The organism is Sandaracinus amylolyticus (assembly GCF_000737325.1).
In the GTDB taxonomy this organism is placed as follows: domain Bacteria; phylum Myxococcota_A; class Polyangia; order Polyangiales; family Sandaracinaceae; genus Sandaracinus; species Sandaracinus amylolyticus.
Map to the genome: position 1 here is coordinate 4775161 of NZ_CP011125.1, position 20829 is coordinate 4795989.

The 20829-nt window shown below is 69.4% G+C and carries 15 protein-coding genes; 2 read left to right on the forward strand and 13 right to left on the reverse strand.

The window, feature by feature from the left end:
* Nucleotide 1: 1 nt before the first annotated feature.
* The 12 genes from DB32_RS48365 to DB32_RS20370 form a co-directional block, all read right to left on the reverse strand.
* On the reverse strand, nucleotides 2-1189 hold the full coding sequence (locus DB32_RS48365) for a glycosyltransferase family 4 protein (protein WP_053234314.1): 1188 nt from the start codon (nucleotides 1187-1189) through the stop codon (nucleotides 2-4).
* The gene (locus tag DB32_RS20320; protein WP_053234315.1) at nucleotides 1186-2625 is read right to left on the reverse strand and encodes a lipopolysaccharide biosynthesis protein; all 1440 of its coding nucleotides are present in this window, start codon (nucleotides 2623-2625) and stop codon (nucleotides 1186-1188) included. Before DB32_RS20320 ends, DB32_RS48365 begins: the two co-directional genes overlap by 4 nt.
* A gap of 24 nt (nucleotides 2626-2649) precedes the next feature.
* Complete coding sequence (locus tag DB32_RS20325; protein ID WP_083457544.1) at nucleotides 2650-4170, reverse strand: glycosyltransferase family 4 protein; 1521 nt, start codon at nucleotides 4168-4170, stop codon at nucleotides 2650-2652.
* A gap of 80 nt (nucleotides 4171-4250) precedes the next feature.
* Nucleotides 4251-5393, reverse strand: coding sequence for a glycosyltransferase family 4 protein (locus DB32_RS20330; RefSeq protein ID WP_053234317.1), 1143 nt, complete (start codon nucleotides 5391-5393; stop codon nucleotides 4251-4253).
* Between the two features lie 29 nt (nucleotides 5394-5422).
* Complete coding sequence (locus tag DB32_RS20335; RefSeq protein ID WP_075097565.1) at nucleotides 5423-6610, reverse strand: glycosyltransferase family 4 protein; 1188 nt, start codon at nucleotides 6608-6610, stop codon at nucleotides 5423-5425.
* Complete coding sequence (locus DB32_RS20340; RefSeq protein WP_053234318.1) at nucleotides 6607-7887, reverse strand: hypothetical protein; 1281 nt, start codon at nucleotides 7885-7887, stop codon at nucleotides 6607-6609. Before DB32_RS20340 ends, DB32_RS20335 begins: the two co-directional genes overlap by 4 nt.
* Complete coding sequence (asnB, locus tag DB32_RS20345; RefSeq protein ID WP_075097566.1) at nucleotides 7884-9839, reverse strand: asparagine synthase (glutamine-hydrolyzing); 1956 nt, start codon at nucleotides 9837-9839, stop codon at nucleotides 7884-7886. Before asnB ends, DB32_RS20340 begins: the two co-directional genes overlap by 4 nt.
* A gap of 8 nt (nucleotides 9840-9847) precedes the next feature.
* A complete protein-coding gene (locus tag DB32_RS50165; RefSeq protein ID WP_075097567.1) occupies nucleotides 9848-12133 on the reverse strand; it encodes a polysaccharide biosynthesis tyrosine autokinase in 2286 nt (761 codons plus the stop codon).
* 73 nt (nucleotides 12134-12206) lie between these two features.
* A complete protein-coding gene (locus tag DB32_RS49620) occupies nucleotides 12207-14597 on the reverse strand; it encodes an O-antigen ligase family protein (protein WP_157069219.1) in 2391 nt (796 codons plus the stop codon).
* Between the two features lie 76 nt (nucleotides 14598-14673).
* Nucleotides 14674-15234, reverse strand: a complete 561-nt coding sequence (locus tag DB32_RS20360; protein ID WP_169791497.1) for a polysaccharide biosynthesis/export family protein — start codon at nucleotides 15232-15234, stop codon at nucleotides 14674-14676.
* A gap of 102 nt (nucleotides 15235-15336) precedes the next feature.
* Nucleotides 15337-16695: a porin family protein gene (locus DB32_RS20365; RefSeq protein ID WP_157069220.1), complete on the reverse strand. Its 1359-nt coding sequence runs from the start codon at nucleotides 16693-16695 to the stop codon at nucleotides 15337-15339.
* A gap of 86 nt (nucleotides 16696-16781) precedes the next feature.
* Complete coding sequence (locus tag DB32_RS20370; RefSeq protein WP_157069221.1) at nucleotides 16782-17453, reverse strand: hypothetical protein; 672 nt, start codon at nucleotides 17451-17453, stop codon at nucleotides 16782-16784.
* 99 nt (nucleotides 17454-17552) lie between these two features.
* Here DB32_RS20370 and xth point away from each other — a divergent pair, with 99 nt between their 5' ends.
* Nucleotides 17553-18323 carry an exodeoxyribonuclease III gene (gene xth / locus DB32_RS20375; RefSeq protein WP_053238879.1) on the forward strand — a complete coding sequence of 257 codons (771 nt, stop codon included), beginning with the start codon at nucleotides 17553-17555 and terminating at the stop codon, nucleotides 18321-18323.
* Here xth and DB32_RS20380 read toward each other — a convergent pair whose 3' ends face one another.
* Nucleotides 18324-19157 carry a class I SAM-dependent methyltransferase gene (locus tag DB32_RS20380; protein WP_053234324.1) on the reverse strand — a complete coding sequence of 278 codons (834 nt, stop codon included), beginning with the start codon at nucleotides 19155-19157 and terminating at the stop codon, nucleotides 18324-18326.
* A gap of 69 nt (nucleotides 19158-19226) precedes the next feature.
* Between DB32_RS20380 and DB32_RS20385 the strand changes: the two genes are divergently transcribed.
* Complete coding sequence (locus DB32_RS20385) at nucleotides 19227-20822, forward strand: M48 family metallopeptidase (RefSeq protein ID WP_053234325.1); 1596 nt, start codon at nucleotides 19227-19229, stop codon at nucleotides 20820-20822.
* The last annotated feature ends 7 nt before the right edge of the window (nucleotides 20823-20829 follow it).

Here is a 20829-nt window from a genome sequence, read left to right on the forward strand (position 1 = left end):
CTCATACTCGAGCTCCGCCGTTCTCGGCAGAGCGACTCACCGACGTCGAGCCACGCGAGACCGCTTCTCGAAGGTGCTGCTGATAGTCGGCGGCCATTCGCGCGGCAGAAAGGCGCTCGACCGCCTCACGGCGCGCTTCGGCGCCCAGCGACGTGCGCCGGTGCGGATCGCCGATCAGGCCGGCGACGACCGAGGCGAGCTCGGAAGCCCGACCCGGTGTGAACAGCACGCCGCTGCGTCCATCGTCGATCAGGAGGTCCATTCCCGTGATGCGGGTCGCGACCACGGGCAACCCTGTCGACATCGCTTGCATCACCGACGTGCTCATCGTCTCGGCCAGGGACGAATGAACGTAGATATCGGACGTGTGGAGCAGCTTCACGACGTTCGGCTCGTCGAGCACGCCTGGTGTCGTGATCACGTCGTCCAGCCCACGGCTCGTGACGAGCGCTCGAATCGAGCCGAGCGTCTCCCCGTCGCCGGCGAGCACGACTCTCAGCCGTGCGCGCAGATTGGTATCGTGCGCGACGAGCGTTTCGATGGCGGAGATGATCGTCGCGTGGTCACGCTGCGGCGTGAAGCGAGAGAGCATCGATACGACGATGCGACTCGAGTCCCCGATGGCGCGCGGAGCGGGCCGAAAACGCTCGGTGTCGATGCCGTTTGGGATGACGGTCGTTCGTGCGTGATCGACCACAACTCCAAGGCGCGCGCGAACTTCCGAGCGGAACACGGGCGTGAGGAAGACGACGGAGTCGGACGCGACGAGGCTCATCGCGAGCGCAATCCACTCTCTGCGCTCTTTCGCGGAGTTCGGAGTGTGATCCACCACGACGAAGGGAACGCCCGTCGACAGCCGATGCGCGAGCGCCGCCGGCACCGTGGTCGGCGAGTGGACCAACACGACGTCGGGTCGACGTGCGCGGAGATCGGCAAGGACGGAGCGCAACGACTGCGGGTCGAGACCGGGACGCTTCGTCACCCCCGTCCACGCGACCTGTCGAGCGCGACAGAGCTCGACGTGCTCGGAACGCGGCGCGTCGATACCGAAGAACGTGACCGAGTGCTGCAACTGCGGCGTGCTCCTGATCAACGAGAGCGCGACACTCGCGTGACCGCCCAACCCCCCGAAGAGAATCTGGTGCAGCCGGAAACCGTTCGGCAGGTTCGCGCGGGAGTCGTTCGTCACGCGGAGCCCCGGTGTACAGGAAGCGCCCCATGCGCCGCGAGGACCCGAGCCAGCACGAGCGCGGACGCGGCGGTGAGAAACGCGGCGCCGCCCCACAGGACGGCCGGTGTCGAATCCGCGGCGTAGCTCGCCGCGACGTAGGCGAGGAACAGGCAACTCAGGATCGTGCTCCTCGGCATCCCCGCTGCGCGCATCAATCCACTCCGCACGACGAAGACGTGCGCGAGCGCCTGCTGGGAGAATTTCCAAGCGATGACTCCGACCGTGATTCCGACCGGGCCAAACCATCGGAACCCGGCATAGGCCGCAGCGAGGCCCAGTCCGATCGACGCCAGCGTCATCAGCGGAAGGAAACGAGTCCGCTTGTGGAAGAAGAGCGGCATCGAGAAATAGAGATAGCGGACCCGGAAGAGGTGAGCGAACGCGAGGAACGGCAGGTATGGCAGCGATGCCGTGTACTCGCCGCTGCCGAGCCAGGTCACGACCGGGCCTGCGCACGTGAGCGCGATGCACAGCAAGATCACCTGGATCGCGAACAGACCTTCGTAGATGCGCTGTAGATCGACATCGACGCGCGCGTCCCCGGCGGACCATCCGCGGTAGATTCGCGGCACGATTGCGGGCGAGACGGCATTCGCGAGGATGTCTGCGGGCGAGATGATCGTCACCGCCAGAACGTAGACGGCGAGGGTCTCGAGATCCGTCCACCTCTCGAAGAGCAGGCGATCGCCGAGGAAGAGCACGTGATTCAAGAGCGAATACACGACGATCGGAAGGCCGTACTCGAGCAGCTCTCGCAACTGCGGCATACGGACGCGCAGCGGCAGACTCGACGCGAGGACGAGGAGCGCGGGCGAGGCGCCGGCGAGGTACCCGAGCGCGCGCCCAGAGACGGCGCCCTCCGCGCCACCGTCCAGCGAAGCGACGGCGACGTACGTGCCGATCGTGCCTCCGGCGAACGGTAGGAGACTGGCAAGCGCCGCCATGCGGAGGTTCTCGGCGTTCCGAAATGCGAGGAACGCGAGCTGCTGGAGCGTTGCTCCACCGACGGACACTGCGATCCACCACCCGTACGGCTCGAACGCAAGCGACGGCCAGGCGAGATCGTAGAGGCGCGGCCCACACACGAGCGCGATGATCGCGGCGAGCGCCGTGCTGAGGGTGACGCCCGCGAGCACGGTGCCGAGGAGCCGGCCGCCGCCTTCGCGACCTGCGTTGTGCTTCTCGAAGTAGAAGCGGCCGTACGCTTCGGGCAGCCCGAGCCCCGTCACGAGCAGCGTGAACGTGTACGCGACGTTGGCGAGTCCGACGAGGCCGTATTCCTCGACCGACAGATGCCGTAGGTAGATCGGCACGACCACGAGGTTCGTGGCGACCGGCACGAACCCGAGGAGCGTGTAGGTCCCGATCGACCTGAGGAGCGCGAGCCTGCGCATCGAGGGGCGTCGATCCGACCCGCCTCAGGCGTCCGCGCCGGACGAAGCGCCGAGCGGCTCGCCCTCGCGCGGCGCCGCGGTGACGCGCGTGGCCGCCTGCAGCGCAGGCCGGGACTCGCGGACCACCGCTCGCCACGACGTGTCGCGCGCGAGGATGTGCGCGGCGACTTCTCCCGTGAGCTGGAGGAGCGGCTCGATCTCGGTGCTGGACGCCAGGTCCGGGTCGACGAAGAAACGAAGACGCCACGTGCGCTCGTCGACGTTCCACACGTACTCGTACGAGTTCGGGTGCGCGACCTTTTCGTGCGAGTCCTGCCAGCTCCACAGGACCTGCTCGTCACGCACGAGCTCGCACCGCACGAACCCGTCCACTTCCAGAACGACCGTCGAGAGCCGGCACAGATACTCCGACGCCGTCGTGTGGCTCCCGGCGAGCGCGAGCGCGATGCGGTTGCGGACCTGGGATTTCGCGACCTCCGACGCCTCGCGCACAACGCGCAGGCGGAAATAGCCAGCGAACCGGGCGCTCGCGAGCACGACCAAGACCGCTGCGAGGAGCGCGAGACCGACCTGCCAGTCCTTGCCGAACGCCGCGGCAATCGCGGCGACGCACGTCAGCACGCTGATCCCGTAGAGCAGCAGCACCACGCGACGGTGGGTGAACCCGAGGTCGAGCAGTCGATGGTGAATGTGCCCGCGATCCGCGGAGAAGATGGGGCGGCGCTCGAGGAAGCGACGCAGCATCGTGAACAGCGTGTCCGTGAGCGGCACCCCCAGCGCGACGACGGGCACGAGCAGCGCGACGACCGTGCTCTCCTTCTGCCGCCCACTGAGCAACGCGGAGGCCCCGAGGACGTACCCGAGGAACATGCTTCCGGTGTCGCCGAGGAACACCGTCGCGGGGTTGAAATTGTAGTAGAGGAACGCGAGCACGGACGCACCGAGCGCCACGTTCAACACCGCCGCGAGATGGTTCTCCGTGGTGAGCGCGACGATCGTGTTGGTGATCGCAGCGAAGAACACCATCCCGCTCGCAAGGCCGTCGAGCCCATCGATGAGGTTGATCGCGTTCACGAACGCGAGGATCCACCCGACGCTCATCACGTAGCTCGCTACCGGCGCGAACTCGAAGCTGCCGATCCACGGCAGGTCGAAGGCCTCGATCCGCGCGCCCGCGGCCCACGCGACGCTCGCCGCGATGCTCTGGAAGGCGAGCTTCTTCTTCGCTCCGAGCGCCCGGACGTCGTCGACGGCGCCGACGCCCGCGAGCAGCAGGCCGCCAACCAGGAAGCCGAGGATCGGCGTCGGCGCGCCCGCGAACGCGCGTCCCTGGTGAACGTCCCACGCCGCGACGCACGCGAGCGCCGTCACGTACCCCGCGACGACCGCGAGGCCTCCCATGCGTGGGGTGGCCGTGGTGTGCACGCGGCGCCCGCCGGGTTGGTCGACGGCGCCGAGCCTTCGACCGAGAGCCCGAGCCGCAGGAGTCGCTATCCCGGCGACCGCGAGCCCGACGCCCGCGGCGATGGCAAGATCCGTCCACATCTCGGCGCTCTCGTTCGTTGCAGCCGGTCAGCGAGGATTCAACGAGGAGGACCGAACGGAACCATGCTGGGGTCCCATGGTCAAGCGGCAGGCGCGGCGGCTGCGTGCCGCTCGCTTCGCGCGCGTCGCGATGCGCGCTCGTAGAACGCGATCGTCTCGCGCGTCATGCGTTCCCGCGTGAAGTACGAGCGAAGTCTGTGCGCCCCACCTGCTGCCAGCCGTTCGCGCAGCGCGCCATCCGAGAGCAGCGCGCTCACTGCACGCGCATAGGCGTCGATGTCGTACGGACGCACGAGCAGCCCAGTCTCGTCGTGGTCGAGGATCTCGTTCGACGCCGGCACGTCGAACGCCACGACCGGCGTTCCGGCCGAGAACGCCTCGAGAAACACGACACCCAACCCCTCCGAGATCGACGGCACGAGCACGACGTCGGACGCGGCCATGAACGCAGCGGCATCCGGGCGATAACCCGTCATCACGACGCTCTCGGAGAGACCTCGTGCCGCGATCGACGCACGGATCTCGTCTTCGAGCGGACCCGAGCCCACGATCACCAGCTTCGCGCTCGGATGCGCGCGACGCACGTGGACCATCGCGTCGACTGCATGGCGATGGCCCTTGAAGCCGACGAGGCGCCCTACCATCGTGATCTGCGGAGCTCCGAGACGATGCTCGGCGCGCGGCTGCATCGGCGCGGCGGCGAAGTCGAACCCGTAGTGGATGACCTCCATCTCCCGCCGCGCGATGCCGGACTCGACGAAGAGCCTGCGAAGCCCACGCGAGATGGCGTAGGACGCCGTGACCTGCGACTCGGCGACCCAGCACGCAGTCCGATACGCGTTGCGTGGAACGCGTCGAGGGTCGAAGCCGTGCTCGTTGGTGAAGCGTTCCTCGTAGCCGTGCTTCGTCGAGACGCGCGCGACGCGTCGCGGCAGTGCGGGACGCGCGAGGGCGCCGACGAAGTCGGCGTGGACGAGGTGCGTGTGGAGGACGTCGAATTGCTCGTCGCGCACGAGGCGAGCGAGGCCGAGGACGTCGCTCGCGCGCGGGACCCGGCCGAGCGGGAGTACGTAGTACGGAACCTCGGCGGCGCGAAGTCGGCGGTACATCGCGTCGTTCCGCGAGCGGTCGGCAGCCGTCACCAGCGCGGCGAAGCGGGCGTCGACCCCTGCGGCGCGGAGCGCAGGCAGGATCTCGAGCAGATACCGCTCCGAACCCGCCATGCCACCGAGCTTCTGAACGTGAAGTACCTTCACTCTCCCACTCTCCCGACGGCGCGACGCTCCTGCGGCGACATGGTTGTAGCTCGCGGCCAGGCGTCGCCGAGCAGCTCTTCGTAGAGCGCAAGATGCGACGCGACGATCGCACCTCGTCCGAACCGGTCACGCGCGCGTTGCGCCGCTCGCCGCCCCATCGCTTCGAGCCTCGCTCGATCGGACAGCGCATCGGAGATCGCGTCTGCGAGCGCCGGCGCATCCCGAACGGGCACGCGCCAACCACACGCGTCGTCGACGACGTCGCGACAACCGGGCACGTTGGTCGTCACGCACGCGCGGCCGACCGCGCACGCTTCCGCGAGCGCGAGCGGGAAGCCCTCGCGATACGAAGGAAGCACGACGAGACTCGCTTCGGCGAGCACGTCCGGCATGTCGGTGCGGTGCCCCCAGGCCTCGATCAGACCTTCGTCGACCCATTCCCGGACGCGAGCCGGCGGAACACTCGCCGGGTTGGTCGAGCCGCCGCCGACCAGCGCGAACCGCGCGCGCACGCCTCGCGCGCGTAGGGAACGAGCCGCATCGACGAACTCTCCGACGCCCTTGTCCCAGAGCAATCGCGCCGGAAGGACGACGAGCGGAACCTCTGCGCGGTGCGGTGGGCGCTCGGCGAAGCGCTCGAGATCGACGCCCGAACCGGGGATCCTGATTGCGCGAGTGGCGTCGACGAGCCCTCTCGACACGAAGAGCGCCTCGTCATCGGCGTTCTGGAACACGACGCGCACACGAGGCCCCGACAGGGCCACTCGGTAGGCGACCTCGACGCCGACCCGGAGAGCGCGGGCGGAGAGGTGCTGCGACAAGAAGACGAACCCGAGCCCGCTGATCGCATTCACCACGGCGCGCACGCCGGTGAGCTTCGCCGCGATCGAGCCGTACAGAACGGGCTTGATCGTGACGTGGTGAACGAGCGTCGGACGCTCCCGCGCGTAAAGGTCGGCGAGACGCGCGAGCGTTCGAGCATCGCGTGTCGGCGAGCGCCCCCCTCGATCGAACGGAAGCTCCACGGTGCGGAGCCCGTGCGACTCGAGGGTCGCTCGCGCTCCGCCCGGACCCGCGGCGACGACGACGTCGAGCCCGACGTCTCGCGCGGCCGTTCCGATCTCGAGGCGGTGGGATACGAAGAACGCATCCTCGTTCACGACGAACAAGAGCTTCGGTCTCATGCGGCGGCCTGGCTCCCGTGATCGAACGGCGAGCTCACCGAAGAACCACCAGCGGACTCGTCGATCGCGCGCTGGCGCCGACGATCGCGCACCGCGAGCACCGAGCCGAGCATCACGATCGGAATGCGCTGTCGGAGCATCAGGCCCACGTTGGCCATCGTTGTGGCGTACGCGACGGTGAGCGGGATCAGGACGACGAGGAACATCACCAGCGTGCCTCGGTCCTCGCGCCACATCACGCGCGCCGCACGGGCGCCGCGGTAGAAGAAGAAATACCAGATCAGCGCGTCGATTTTGCCGCCCTGGAATCCGAGGGATCCCGACTGCCAGGGGAACGGTGAGAACAGCGTGTAGAGCAATCGGAGTGGGAACGAGACCCACGGATTCGAGTCGTCGAAGCGAACTCCCGAGCCGCCCTGTGCGTTGTAGTCCCGCGCGTTCGCCGACGTCGCCGTCTCGAACGTGTCGAGCCCGACTTCGAGCGCTTCGTCCGCGGCGCTCGTCAGACCGATGATCGCCACCGCAGCGGCGAACGCGAAGGCGAGCGCGATGACGGCGCGCGCGGCTGAGCCCGAACGGATCCCGAGCAGGCTCAAGACGAGTGGCGCGCTGACCAAGAACACCAGATAGAACCGCACGTACCACGTGCCGAAGAGGCACACGACGCCGATGCAGAGGTCGGAGATCGTGAACCGCTCCGCGAGCCGGAAGGCCGACACGACGGCAGTGACTACCAGCAGCGCCGAGATACCGTCCTTGAAGAGGTCGGCCGTGTGGAAGACGAAGCCGGGACTGAAGAGCATCGCGGCCCCGACGAGACGCGAGTCCGCGCTGGATCCGCCGATGGTCACGCCGAGACGAACCAGCTGCAGGCACGTCATGCACGCGACGAGCGCGTTGATCGCGACGCAGCCCATTCGCGACATCTCACCACCATTCAGGTAATGAACGAGCGCGTAGACGTTGACCGCGAGCATCGCGTTGCGCGCTTGCGGGATGTTGATCTCGTCGGCGGTGATGAACGACGGATAGCCCTGACCGAACCAGATCTGCGTGACGATCCCCGAGGCCAACTCGTAGAAGCCCGCGTCTGCGGTGTTCGAAGCGCCGTGCGAGAACAGCGGTACTTCACGGAGGAACACAGCCGCGCCCATTCGGATGAGGAATCCGAGCAGCAGCACGACGCCGAACTTCCGCGCCTCCTCCGGCGGGAGAACGGCCTGGGGCGCGAAGTAGACGGTGACCGCGAAGACGACGCTCAGCAGGACCGCGATCACGCCGAGCTCCTCGCGGACAGGTCTCGCGGCTCCGCGCGTGCGCCTCGCGTGATCTCCCGGTGCCAGGCCGCGAATGCGAGCACGTCCCAGAGGGCGAGACCCGCGTCGGCCGGGCCCTCCTGATGCGCCTTCCAGCGCGTGCGCACGAGCCGCGCATCGAGGCCCACGGACGCGAGCGACTTCGCGTCCAGCAGCGACTCGGCCCAGTCGCGCAGCGGACCTCGCAGCCACGCGCCGACGGGCACGCTGAAGCCGGTCTTCGGACGCTCGAACACGTCACGAGGAAGCCGCTTCGCGAGCAGCTCGCGGAGAGCCCACTTGCCCTTGCGGTCGCGGATCTTCATCCGCATCGGCACACGCCACGCGAGCTCGACCACACGGTGATCCAGGATCGGAACCCGCGCCTCGAGCGCGACGGCCATGCTCGCGCGGTCGACCTTCGTCAGGATGTCGTCCGGGAGGTAGCCGACCGCGTCGCGGACCATCAGCGCATGTGCCGCGTCCACCATCCGACCAGTGCGCGGGGACTCGTCGTGCGTCAGCACGTCGAGCACGGGCGACGGCCACCACTGCCTTCGCAGTGCGGCGTACATCTCGTCGAGCGAGCTCGTGCGCAGCGCTCGCGCGCCTTTGTGCAGCTTGTCGCCGACGAGCCGCACAGGCGGCAGCGGAGGACTGAGGTGCGCGTGGACGGAGTCCCACGCGCTCGTCGGCAGCAGCTCGAGCGCGGCCGCAGCGACCCGACGGGCAGTACGCGGGACCGATTGAACGCGCGCGAGGCGCGGTGCCCACAAGTACCGGTTGTACCCGCCGAAGAGCTCGTCTCCGCCGTCGCCCGAGAGCGCGACGGTGACGTCGTTGCGCGCGAGGCGCGAGACGAGGAACGTCGGGATCTGCGAGCTATCCGCGAACGGCTCGTCGTAGATCGATGCCAGCTGAGGCACGATCTCACGAGCCTCGGCGTCGCGGACCGTGAGCGCCGTGTGGCGCGTCCCGAGGCGACGCGCAACCTCCGACGCGAACCCGGATTCGTCGTACGCCGCGTCCGTGCTGCCGATCGAGTACGTGCGGAGCGGCTCGGTGGAGAGCTCTTGCGCGATCGCGACGACCAGCGACGAGTCGATGCCCCCCGAGAGGAACGCGCCGAGCGGTACGTCCGACAGAAGGCGCAGGCGCACCGCGTCCCGCAGCGTTTCCTCGATCCGCTCGAGGATCTCCGGCTCGGAATCGCGAAGCCAGTCGCGAGCTCCGTCGCGTGCGACATCCTCCACGCGCCAGTAGCGCGTCGCTCGCGGATCGCGCCGCGGCGAATGGAACGTGAGGATCGTCCCGGGCTCGAGCTTGCGCGCGGCGCGATGGATCGAGAGCGGTGCCGGGACACAGCTCGTCTCGAAGTACGCGGTGAGCGCTTCGCGATCGATCGTCGTGTCGAACTCAGGGTGCGTCCGCAGCGCGCGGAGCTCCGAGCCGAACAGAAGATCGCCGCGCGTCGTGCGACCCCAGTAAAGTGGCTTGATCCCGACGCGATCGCGCACGAGCTGGAGTGTGCGGGCTTCGCGATCCCACAGCGCGATCGCGAACATCCCCACGAAGCGCGAGAGCGCGCCTTCGAGGCCCCAGCGCTCGATGGCAGCGAGCAGCGTCTCGGTGTCGGACGTGCCGCGGAACCGGGCATCCGGGAGATCCTCGCGAATGCGCAGGTGGTTGTAGATTTCGCCGTTGAACACGACGACGTATCGGCTGGACGCTGACATCATCGGCTGATGCCCGAGCGGCGAGAGGTCGAGGATCGACAGGCGTCGCTGGCCCAGCACGAGCCCGCACGTCGCGTCTTCCCACTCGCCCGCGTCGTCAGGGCCGCGATGGGCGAGCGAGTCGCGCATCACCGCGGCACGCGCGCGGAGCGCGTCCCCGCGACCTTCGATCGACCAGATCCCCGAGATGCCGCACATCGCTCGGCTCAGGCGCGAGGACGACGCTCGTCCTCGCCGTCGGGATCGCTGGAGCGTTCCTCGGCGGGCGCCGCCTCGTCGGAGACGTAGTACCCGCCCTTCGACTGGTAGTAGTAGTTGTAGTAGCCGTTGCCGCCGCCGTAACCGCCGCCGGAGCGCGGGTCGAACCCGTTGACGATCGCGCCCACGACGTTCGCACCGACGTCGCGTAGCTGCTGCAAGACCGCGCGCACCGCATGCCTGGTCGTCTCACGAACGCGCGCGACGACCACCATCCCGTCCACCTGCGGCCCGAGCACCGCCGCGTCGATCACCGCACCGAGCGGGGGCGAGTCGCAGATCACCAGATCGTACTCACGTCGCGCTTCCTCGAGCAACTCCTTGAAGCGCTCACGATGCAGCAGCTCTGCGGGATTCGGCGGGATCGGGCCGGACGGGATGACGTGGACACCGGGGACGATCGTGCTCTGCACGATGGAACGCATGTCGTTCTGCCCGGCGATGTAGCTCGTCAACCCGACGCGGTTCGCCACGCCGAACGCGCGGTGGACGCGCGGACGCCGGAGATCGGTGTCGATCACGAGCACGCGCTTGCCGCTCTGCGCGAGCGACACTGCGAGGTTCGCCGTCACGGTCGTCTTCCCCTCGCGTGGGTTCGCGCTCGTGACCGCCAGCGTATGGAGCTTCTCGCCTTCCATGAAGACGAGGTTCGTGCGGATCGTTCGGAAGTTCTCCGCGACCGCGGAGAGCGGCTGATGATGCGCGATGAGATCTCGACTGCTCGCGCCCTGGACGACCGTCGCGCGTCGTCGCGGGCGCTGCGTCCCGTTCTTGCGCGCGTCTGGCTCGGACATCAGCGGCAGCACGCCGAGCACGGTCGCTCCGAGCTCGGCGATCTGATCGGGCGAACGCAGGCGCGTGTCGAGCTGCGCGAGGCCGAACGCGAGGGCGAGGCCGAGCGCGAGCCCCAACGCGAGGCCGATGCCGACGTTCGTCGTGGTCCGCGGGCTCACGTGGCTGGTCGGAACGAGCGCTCGGTCGACCATGCGCACGAACGTCGTGCGAAGCGCGCGCGTGATGTCCGCCTCGGTCGTCCGCTGCAGCACGACCTCGTAGAGCTTCGCGCTGTTCTCGCGCTCCCGGTTCAGACGCGAGTACTCGATTTCGCGGAGGTTCAGCTCGAGCCCGGCCGCCTGCGCTTGATCCACCGCTCCGCGCAGCCCCGCTTCGAGCGCGGTCGCCTCGCGGACGTCCGCCTCGGCGGAGCGGAGGATCGCCGCGGTCTCGCGTTGGAGCTGCTCGCGAAGCGCGCCGATCTCCGCGTCGAGCTCGGTCATGCGCGGGTGACGCGCGCCGTAACGCTCCTCGAGGCCCGTGCGCTCCGCGATCTTGGTGCGGAGCGCGCCGTGGAGCTCCTGCACCGTCGTGCTTTCGGTCAGAGCGCTCGCCTGCGCTTCGATGTCTCCGCTGGCGAGCAGCGTTCGAAGCCTCGTGACGCGCGCCTGGAGCGCGATGCGGTTCGCACGCGCCTCCGTGAGCGCCGTGTTGAAGTGCTCGATCTCCGCGGCGACGAGGTTGCGCCGGTCCTCGAGCGATACCGACAGGATGTTGTGGTCGAGCTTGAACTCGTGGAGCGCGAGCTCGGATCGATCGAGCTGCGTCCGGAGGTTGTCGAGCTGCCCTCCGAGCCATTCGAGGGAGCTCACCGTGGCCCCCATGCGGTCCTCGAGCGTCTTCTCGATGTAGACGTCGGCGATCGTGTTGGCGATCAGCGCGGCGCGGTCAGGACGCGTGTCGCGGACCTTCAGATACACGAGCCTCGTGCCCTGGACGGACTCGATCGTGAGTCGGCCCTGCAGCAGCGCGGCGGCCGTCTCGACCGACATCCCGTCCCAGTTCGCAGGAACCGAGCTCGGGTCGGTCAGGAACGTGCGGTCGCGATGCAGCTCCAGGCGCTGCACGACGCGTTCGGCGATGACCCGACTCCCGAGGATCCGCTCCTGTGTCGCGAAGAACTCCCGGCTCAGCCAGAAGTTCGTCATCGGCGTCGCGACGTCTTCGATGTCGCGGCCCAGCGGACGCGGAGGGTTCGGATCGAACTCGATCGTGCAGGACGCCTCGTAGATCCTGGGCTGCCGCACGCTCCATGCCGCTGCCATCGCCGTGACGCCCGCGCCGAGCAGCAGCACCAGCCACCAATAGCTGCGCAGCCCTCGGAGGATCTCGCCGAGATTGGCCGCAGACGCACGAGGCGCCCGCGCCGCGCTATTCGGCTTCTCGGGGGAGGCGCTCATCCGCGACCGGCGGCGAAGGTGTTCTCGTTCGAGACACGAGTCAAGCAACCCTGAGTTGCGGGAATCTCCGGGATCATTCGACTCCGGGAGGAGCACATGCGGCGCTGGTGCGTCCGTCGCGCCGACAGATCTCCATGCGCGCGCGACGGGCGCGCGCGACGTCTCCGACCTCGTCCGAGAGGCTCGCGATCTGGTCGAGCGCGCTGGAGCTCGGATCTGCGCGGTGGGCCTCCTCGAGCGCGCGGAGCGCGCGCCCGTGGTTTCCCATCCGTCGTTCGAGGCGCGCGAGCAGCATCCGCGCCGCCGCGACTCGAGCCGGCGCGCCCGATGCGCTCGCCACCAGGTCCCGCACCGCGTCGCGCATACCGTCGGCGTCACCCGCTGCCGCGCGGGCCTCCGCGAGCCGGCGTAGCCGCTCCTGCTCGGCCTCGCCGTGCGCTCGGAGTTGCTCGAGCGCCTCGGCCGCCCCCGAGGGCCGCTGGAGCGCGAGGAGCGCTTCCGCGCGGACGAACGCCACCTGCGGGCTCGGGGTCGGGGTGCCGGCCACACCGTCGAGCTCACCGAGCGCGTCCGCCGGCCGCCCAGCGGCGATCGCTCGCCGCGCGCGACGCACGCGGGGTCCCGCGAGCCCGGAGGCCACCAACGCAGCATCTAGCTGCGCCACGAACTCGTCCGGCAGACCGGGACAAGACGCGAGGGCATCGAGGAGCGCCATGTCGTGCCCGAACACGCGGATGGCGAGCGACGGGTCGGGGCTCGCGGCGAGCACGTCGCAGCCTACGCGAGGCGCGACCGTCGGAAGCCGATCGCGAACCTCGCGCACTTCGAGCCAGGCCTGCTCGAGCGCACCCCTACGCGTCAGCCAGCGCGCGGCGATCCGGTGGGGCTCGTGCCAGCCCGGTGCGAGCCGCATCGTCTGGTTCAACCAGAGCGCCACGCGCTCGTCGCCGCGCCGCGCTGCGGCGTGCGCGCCGAGGAGCGTGAACACGGGCTCGCTGGGGTGGGCGCGTACGGCATCGACGATCCGCGCATCGAAGGTCTCGAAGTCCCCACGACGAAGCGCGCTGAGGAGCTCGTTCTGCAGTCGGCGCTGATCGAGCGAGACGATGCTCGGCCCCAGCGCGACGACGGCGACGAACGCCGTGCCCGCGAGCGCAGCCAGCGTGCGAGACGAGATCGCGACCGAGTCGTCGGCCTCCTCCCGGCGCGCGGAGGGCGCGATCGCTGCCGCGAGCACGGCCGAGGCGACGATCGCGATGCCCGGCATCTCGAGCGCGAAGTCGACGAGATCGTGCGCCGCGATGGACGCGACGGCCGCGAGCGCGCCCGTCTGCGCCGGAGAGCGTGCTGCGAGCGCCCCTCGCGCCCAGGCGGTTGCGAGCGTGACGAGCAGCGCGATGCCTACGATCAAGCCCCACTCGCTCGTCCATTGGACGACGATGTTCTCGGGGTGATCGATGCGCTCGTCGGTGCCGAAGAGCCTGACGAAGGCGGCGCTGAACGCGCCGCGCCCGACGCCGAGCCAGGGGTGCGTCAGCGCGAGCTCGAGCCCTCGCGCCGCGAGTCGGAGCTTCTCGTACGACCCGCCCTCGAGCTCGTGTCGCAGCCAGTCGAGCACGAGGGCGACGCCCACCAACGCCGCCATCGAAAGAACCGCGATGCCGCCGAGCGACGCGAGGAGCACGCGCCGGGAAAGCGCTCGCCGGCGCGCGAAGATCAGCACCGCGAGCGTGAGAACGCCGATCGCGAGCGACGCGATGCCTCCGCGCGACGCGCAGACCACGACCACGCCAGCGCTGATCGCGCCCGAGACGAACCAGCCGATCCGTGCGGGGCGTGCGCGCGCGTCGAGGCCGGCGGCGAGCGAAAGCGGCACGCCCATCGCGACGAACCCCGAGAGATGGTTCGGATTGAGCAGCGGCCCAATCAACGGGGTGTTCCACCACGGCTCGGAAAGCATGCCGAACGGCGCCCTGAGATCGAGCGCGACGTGTGCGAGCGAGACGAGCGCGACGAGCAGCGTCGAGGTCGCGCCCAGCCGAACGATCCACTCCCGTTGCCCTCGACTGCAGAGGACGGTGGCCGCCGAGAACGCGCAGATGATCGCGAGTCCCACGAGGATCTGCGAACGCGTGGCGATCTCCGACGCAGAGAGCGGCCACCACGAGGGCGCGTCGATCCCAAGCGCGGCGATCGATGCGCGCGCGTCGACACCGTCGGGCGAAAAACGATCGGAGAACGCGGTCGGGAGCGGCACCGCCTGGAGGATCGTGAGCGAGAGCGCGATGGTGACCGCGAGCGCGACGCCGCGACCCACCACGAACGAGCCGCTCGAGGTCGCGGAGAGCAACCACACCGCGCTCGATGCAGCCGCGATCGCGAGCAATACGATCGCGAGCAGCGCCCCAGGCGTCGCCCCGCCCATGAGCTCGGGCGAGACGACGATCACGCCAGCGAGGGCCACGAGCGCGACGCGCTCTCGCGTTTCGCGGCCGTTCCGAGAGCGCATGCGCGGGTCCGAGGGGCGCCCCACCCGCGCCTCAGAAGATGCGCTCCGGGACGTAGATGATGTCCTGCGCTTGGACCGAGAAGTCTCCCTCGCGTCCCGAGGTGATCGCGTCGACCGGGACCGCGAATCGACGAGTCTCGCCGCTGACGCGCCTCGACACCGTGGTGCCGTCGCGATTCGCGAGGCTCGTGAAGCCGCCCGCGAGGCTGATCGCCTGCACGACCGTGAGCCCGCTCTGCATCGGGAAGCTCCCGGGATTCCGCACCGCGCCCAGCACCGAGATCCGCTTGGAGTTGTACTCCTGCACGAACACGGAGACCTGTGGGTTCACGAGGTATCCGTCATCGCGCAGCCGGCCCTCGACGAGGTCGGCGATCTCGTAGGGCTCGAGCCCCGCGACCTCCATCCGTCCGATGAACGGGTAGTCGATCGTGCCGTCCTGGGCGACGCGGTACGTCCCCGAGAGCTCTTCCTCGCCGAACACGCGCACGTCGAACACGTCGCTCGCTCCGAGCGTGGTGTCTTCTTCGCCACTGGTCGGCGGCCGCTCGATGCGGCCGGAGGGGCCGCACGAGGTCGCGAAGAAACCCAACGCGAGAAACGACAGCAACGCGGCCGGACGCATCGAGCCCGAAAGATGCATCGAAAGCGAGATCTGTTCAGCGCCAGAGCGCGAATCCGCCGAGCCGACGGATCAGTAGAAGACGCGCACGCCGAGCCAGAGCTCGATCTTGTTGTACTGCGCCGGGTCGAGGACGACCGCACCGCCGCCGACCGGGACGTCGTAGGAGAAGTCGGTGAAGCTGCCGGTGTAGCGGAACGTACCGTTCACTCCGAGCCACTCGGTGAAGCGGTACTCGGCGAAGAGCGATCCGATGAACCGCACGTCCGTGCGTTCCGTGGAGTTGCCGATCGGCGTCACGCCGTCGGGCGCGACGATCTGCCCGAAGTCGTAGTACGCGAGGCTCAGATCGGCGCCGAGCAGGAACGCGCCGCCGAACATCATCTGCGTGTTGATGTACCCGCGATCCTGCGAGTAGTAGTTGCCCACGAACGACGGGTGCACGCTGCGGTCGTACCCGAAGCTCAGGCGGAACGACTGCATCGGGCGCCATCGGAGCTCCGCACGAGCCAGGAACGTGTCGAAGTCCTGGTCGTACGTGGTCCCGATGCTCTCGAAGAAGCCGGCGCCGTAGCCACCCTGCACCATGAACGAGATCTCGTTCGTGATGGCGCCGTTCACACCGAGCATCGAGTTGAGCCGCACGCTGTCGAGCTGCGCGGGGCGATCGCTCCCCGCGCCCGGCGGCTGGTAGTAGTCGCGAATGATGACGCTCGTGGTGTGGACGAGCGCGGTCTGGGGCAGGAACCGGAACGACTCGCTCAGCGTGATCGCGTGGTTGAACGTGTTCCCGTACTGCAGCTGCTCGTCCTCGAAGAAGTCGAGCCCGAAGTCGTAGCCGACGCCCACCTGGAGGATCTGGCCGGCCGTCGAGAACATCACCTGGAGGCCCGCGTCCTCGCGGATGCGGGCGTAGGAGACATTCGACGTGTTCTCCGTGAACGGTCGGATCGAGCGGCCGAACTGGTTGTACAGCGTGAACGAGACCGGGCGTCCCTGGAGGATCGACAGGTTGAGCCCGATGTCGATCGCGACGTTGCGGCGGCGTTCGTCGGCGAAGAACTCGTAGTAGGACGCCGAGAGCCCGCCGCGGAACTGCACGACCGGCGGCTCGCTGGGAGCGCCCTCGCCTTCGGCGCGGCGCTCCGCACCCAGCGTGGAGAACAGCAGGTGCGGCGTCACCCTGAGGATCGCGCTGTCCACACGCTGCGGGAGCCCCGGCGCAGGATCGTCGCTCGTGTAGTACACGTTCGAGTCCCAGCCGACCTCGAGGCCGATGCCGGGGTGGAGCTCGAAATCACCGAGGCGGATGCCTGGACCCTCGGCGCGATCGCGATCCTCGAGCCATCCCTGCGCTGCGGCTGTCCTCGCGGTGGACGCGATCACGAGCGCTGCGATCGCGAGGGCAAAGCCAATCTGTCGAAGATTCATCCGGCGGGGCTCCGTCGGGGCAACGAAACTGCCGACCCCTCAGTGCGTGCCTCGAGTAGGCGGGTGCGTGCCTCGAATGGGCGGTATCAGATGGTGGGGCTGGCAGGCGGCGGGATGAACGGCACGTCGGCCTCCGGCACCTCGGGGATCACGGTGGGATCCTCGTCCGGCGTCGCGGGGTCGATCGTGGTCGTGATGCGGGTCGCGCCCGTCTCGTAGATGTCCTGGCCGATACACTCGCTGGCCGCGCGCTCGAGCTGGTCGAGGTTCTGCGCGAGCACCGAGATCACGGTGAACTCGTGGTTGCGGCGCCCTTCGTCGCCGACCTGGCTCGCCGTCTGGAGCGACTCGACGCGATCGGTGAGCGTGCGGCGGTGCGCGTTGATCTGCGTGAGCTTGTCGTCGAGGCAGGTGACGCGGATCACGTCGCCTTCGCGGCGCGCCTCGTCGAGCATCGAGCCGACGCGACGGCTCAGCGTTGTACCGCGCTCCTGGATGCGCTGGGCTTCGGCGATCTGCTCGGCGGGGCTGAGATCGGCGCGACGACGCGCCGCGATCTCGCCGGTCTCGTCCGTGTCGGTCTCCTCGCCTGTCGCCGCGTCCTGCGCCGCGACGAATCCGATGCCGCCGAGGGCTCCTGTCAGGATCAGCGCGAGCAGACTGCCGCGGCCAAGACGCATCCCACCCCTCCTCTGATCAGAGGTGCCGCGACTATATCGGCGACCTTCTGCTTCGTCAACGCGACGGAATCCGCGCATTTTCCGGCTCCTGGAAGGACTCGTTGCTGCGCCCGCCGCGCACGTTCAGCGGCGCTCTTCCCCGCCGCCGAGCGCCGAGGTAGTACCCGGCCGGTGCCTATCAAGATCATCACCTGGAACGTGAACTCGATCCGGGCTCGCCACGATCGTCTGCTGGCGCTGCTCGCCCGGCACGAGCCCGACGTCCTATGCCTCCAGGAGCTGAAGCTCGAGGAGGCGAAGTTCCCGTGGGACGAGGTCCGAGCCGCGGGATACCACGCCGCGGTGCTGGGACAGAAATCCTACAACGGTGTGGCGATCCTGAGCCGCACCGCGCCCGAGGATGTACGCCGCGGAATGGGCGACGGCGAGGAGGACGGGCACGCGCGGCTGATCTCGGCGCGACTGCACGGCATCCGGGTCTACTCGGCGTACTTCCCGAACGGCGGGACGCCCGACTCGGACAAGTACGCGTTCAAGCTCGCGTGGATGGCGCGGCTCGAGAAGAAGCTGCGCACCGAGCACACGCCCGACGAGGCGCTGGCGCTGTGCGGAGACTTCAACGTCGCGCCGACCGACCTCGACGTGAAGAACGTCGAGAAGTGGGCCGACACCGTGCTGTGCCGCCCCGATGCGCGCGCCGCGCTGGAGCGGATCCGCGGCGTCGGGCTGATCGACTCGCTGCGCCGGCTTCGGCCCGAGGAGGGGAACCTGTACAGCTACTGGGACTACCAGATGCTCGGGTTCCCGAAGAACGACGGGCTGCGGATCGATCACGTCGACGTGACGGCGCCGCTCGCGGAGCGGCTGCTCGAGGTGCGGATCGATCGCGAGGAGCGGAAGGGGAAGCAGCCCTCGGATCACGCGCCGGTGATCGCGACGTTCGCGTGATCAGCGCACGCGGCGGCCCACCGCACACCAGTAGGGCTCGCCCTCGTGGAACTCGATGCGGTCGAGCCCTGCGGCGCGGAGCAGGCGCTCGACGTCCGCGCGCGAGTAGCGCTTCTCGAGCCGCGTGCCGAAGCGATCGAGCGCGTCGGTCCGCATGATGTACAGGCTCTTGTCGCGGTAGTGCGAGAGCGGAACGCCCGAGACGTCGAGGCCGAGCTTCTCGGCGGCGGCCGCGCCGCGCGCGAGCGGCCAGTACACGGTGCGCGCGATCGCTTCGCTGGCGCCGAGCCGCAGCGGGAACGGCAAGCGGCTGATCGTCCGCCTCACGACGTCGCTCGCGCGCCACAGCGCGCGGAACGCGAGCGGGCGGTTGTCGAGCGCGTAGTAGAGGTACACGAGCATCGGCGCGCCCGGCTTCAGCTTCCGGACGGCGGCGCGCAGCGCGCCCTCGGTGTCCGGGATGTGATGCAGGACGCCGAGCGAGTACGCGAAGTCGAGGCTGTCCTCGGGGATCGAGGACTGCTCGATCGTGCCGTGCACCCACTCCACGTTGGGCCGGTCGCGAAGGTTTCGCTTCGCCACCGCGAGCGCATCCGCGCTCGCATCGACGCAGAGGAGACGCCCCACGCGCGGCGCGACGTAGCGCGCCCAACGACCGGTGCCGCACCCGACGTCGATCCCGACCGGCGCAGGCGGGAGCTCGTGCCACGGAAACACGGCGAAGTAGTTCGCGAAGGCGCGGCGGAGCTCCTCGGTGTCCTCCGCGTAGTCGAAGGTGCTCCACTCCTGGCCGAACCCCTCGACCGTCGCGGCGTCCGCGTTCTCGTGCGACATCGAGGGGCAATGAAGCGCGTTCGTGGCGGACGAGCAACTCGCGGGATGGCACCGTAGACCGAGCGTGTGATGGGCGAGGTGATCCCGATCGAAGAAGCGCTGGCTCGGCCGATCGGGTCGCTCGTGCTGTGCGCGCTCGTGCCGCTCTTCACGGCCTGGGTGATGTGGGTCGTGCTGGTGCGGCGGTTGCCGGACGATCGGCGCGAGGAGGCGCGGGCCGTGGCGCCGTTTCGATCGGCGGCGTTCGTCGTGGGGATCGTGCAGATCCAGCTCGCGTGGATGCTCGGCGCGACCGCGCTCGGGCCGCGCTTCGTCGATGCGCCGGGGACGATCGCGGCCGAGCTCTTCGGCGCGGTGTGCGCGATCGTGGCGTTCTGCGCGGGCGGTGTGGGGCGGCTGATCGAGGAGCGATCGCGGACGTGGCGCGACGTGCGGGAGACCATCGCGCTGCGGCTGCGGATCGTGCCGTTCGTCGGTGGGCCGATCGTCGCAGCGGGGCTCGCGTCGCGCCTGCCGGTCGTCGACGGCGACGCCGTGCGCTGGGAGGTCGTCGCGCTCGCGTTCGTGGTCGTCGCGCTCGGCGCGATGTTCGGTGGGCTCGCGCTCAGCGTCGCGACGCGCGCGATGGTGCCCGCGAGCGACAGCGTGCGCGCGATCGCGCTCGCCGCCGCGGAGGCCGAAGGCGTGCGGCTCGCGGGTGTCCTCCGGATGCCGACGACGCGGCTCGCGAACGCCGCCGCGATCCCGTGGGCGCGCACGATGATCGTCACCGATCGCATCGTCGCACTGCTGACGCCGAGCGAGCTGCGCGCGGTGCTCGCGCACGAGGCCGGGCACCTCAGCGAAGGGCCGTGGGTCGCGAGCGCGCGCCTCGGGACGGCGATCACGCTGATCTTCGTGCTCACGACCGGCGTGCGCATCGGGAGCGCGCTGCACCCGGACGGCGCGCTGATCGCGATCGCGCTCGGGATCGTGATCGCGGTGCCGGGGATCTTGCTCGTGCGGCGCCTCGCGCGGCGCATGGAGGAGCGCGCCGACGCGCGCGCTCGATCGACGTCGGGCTCCGCGGCGCTCGCGGACGCGCTCACGAAGATCCACGAGGACGCGCGCGCACCGATGACGACGGGCGCGCGTCGCGTGCATCCCGATCTCTACGACCGGCTCGTCGCGTGCGGGCGCGATCCCGGGCCCCGCCCTGCCCCGCCGCGCACGCGCGTCGGGACGATCGTGGGGCTCGCGATCGGCGCGGGGCTCGTCACGACGTTCTTGCTGGTCGAGCACGTGACCGCGATCGCGATCGACGACGCACCGCTCGCGGGCGACGCATGGACGCGGCTGCGGATCGATCCGTGGGACTCGACCGCGATGCTCGCGTCGGCGTGGGAGACGCGGCGCGACGAGGATCTGGATCGCGCAGCGCGAGAGCTCGATCTCGCCGCGTGGATGGGCGCGCCGCGCGCGAACGTGCTCGAGCTCGAGGCCGAGCTCGCCGCGGCGCGAGGTGATTGTGCGAGCGCGCGCGCGCGCTTCGACGAGGCCCTCCGCGAGCGCTCGCGCGTCGCGTACGACGACCCGTGGCGTCCGCTCGAGCTCGGGGGATGGCACCTTCCGCCGACGCTCGTGACGGAGTGCGGCTACGGCGCCGACGACCCGCCGCGCGAATGAACGCTGG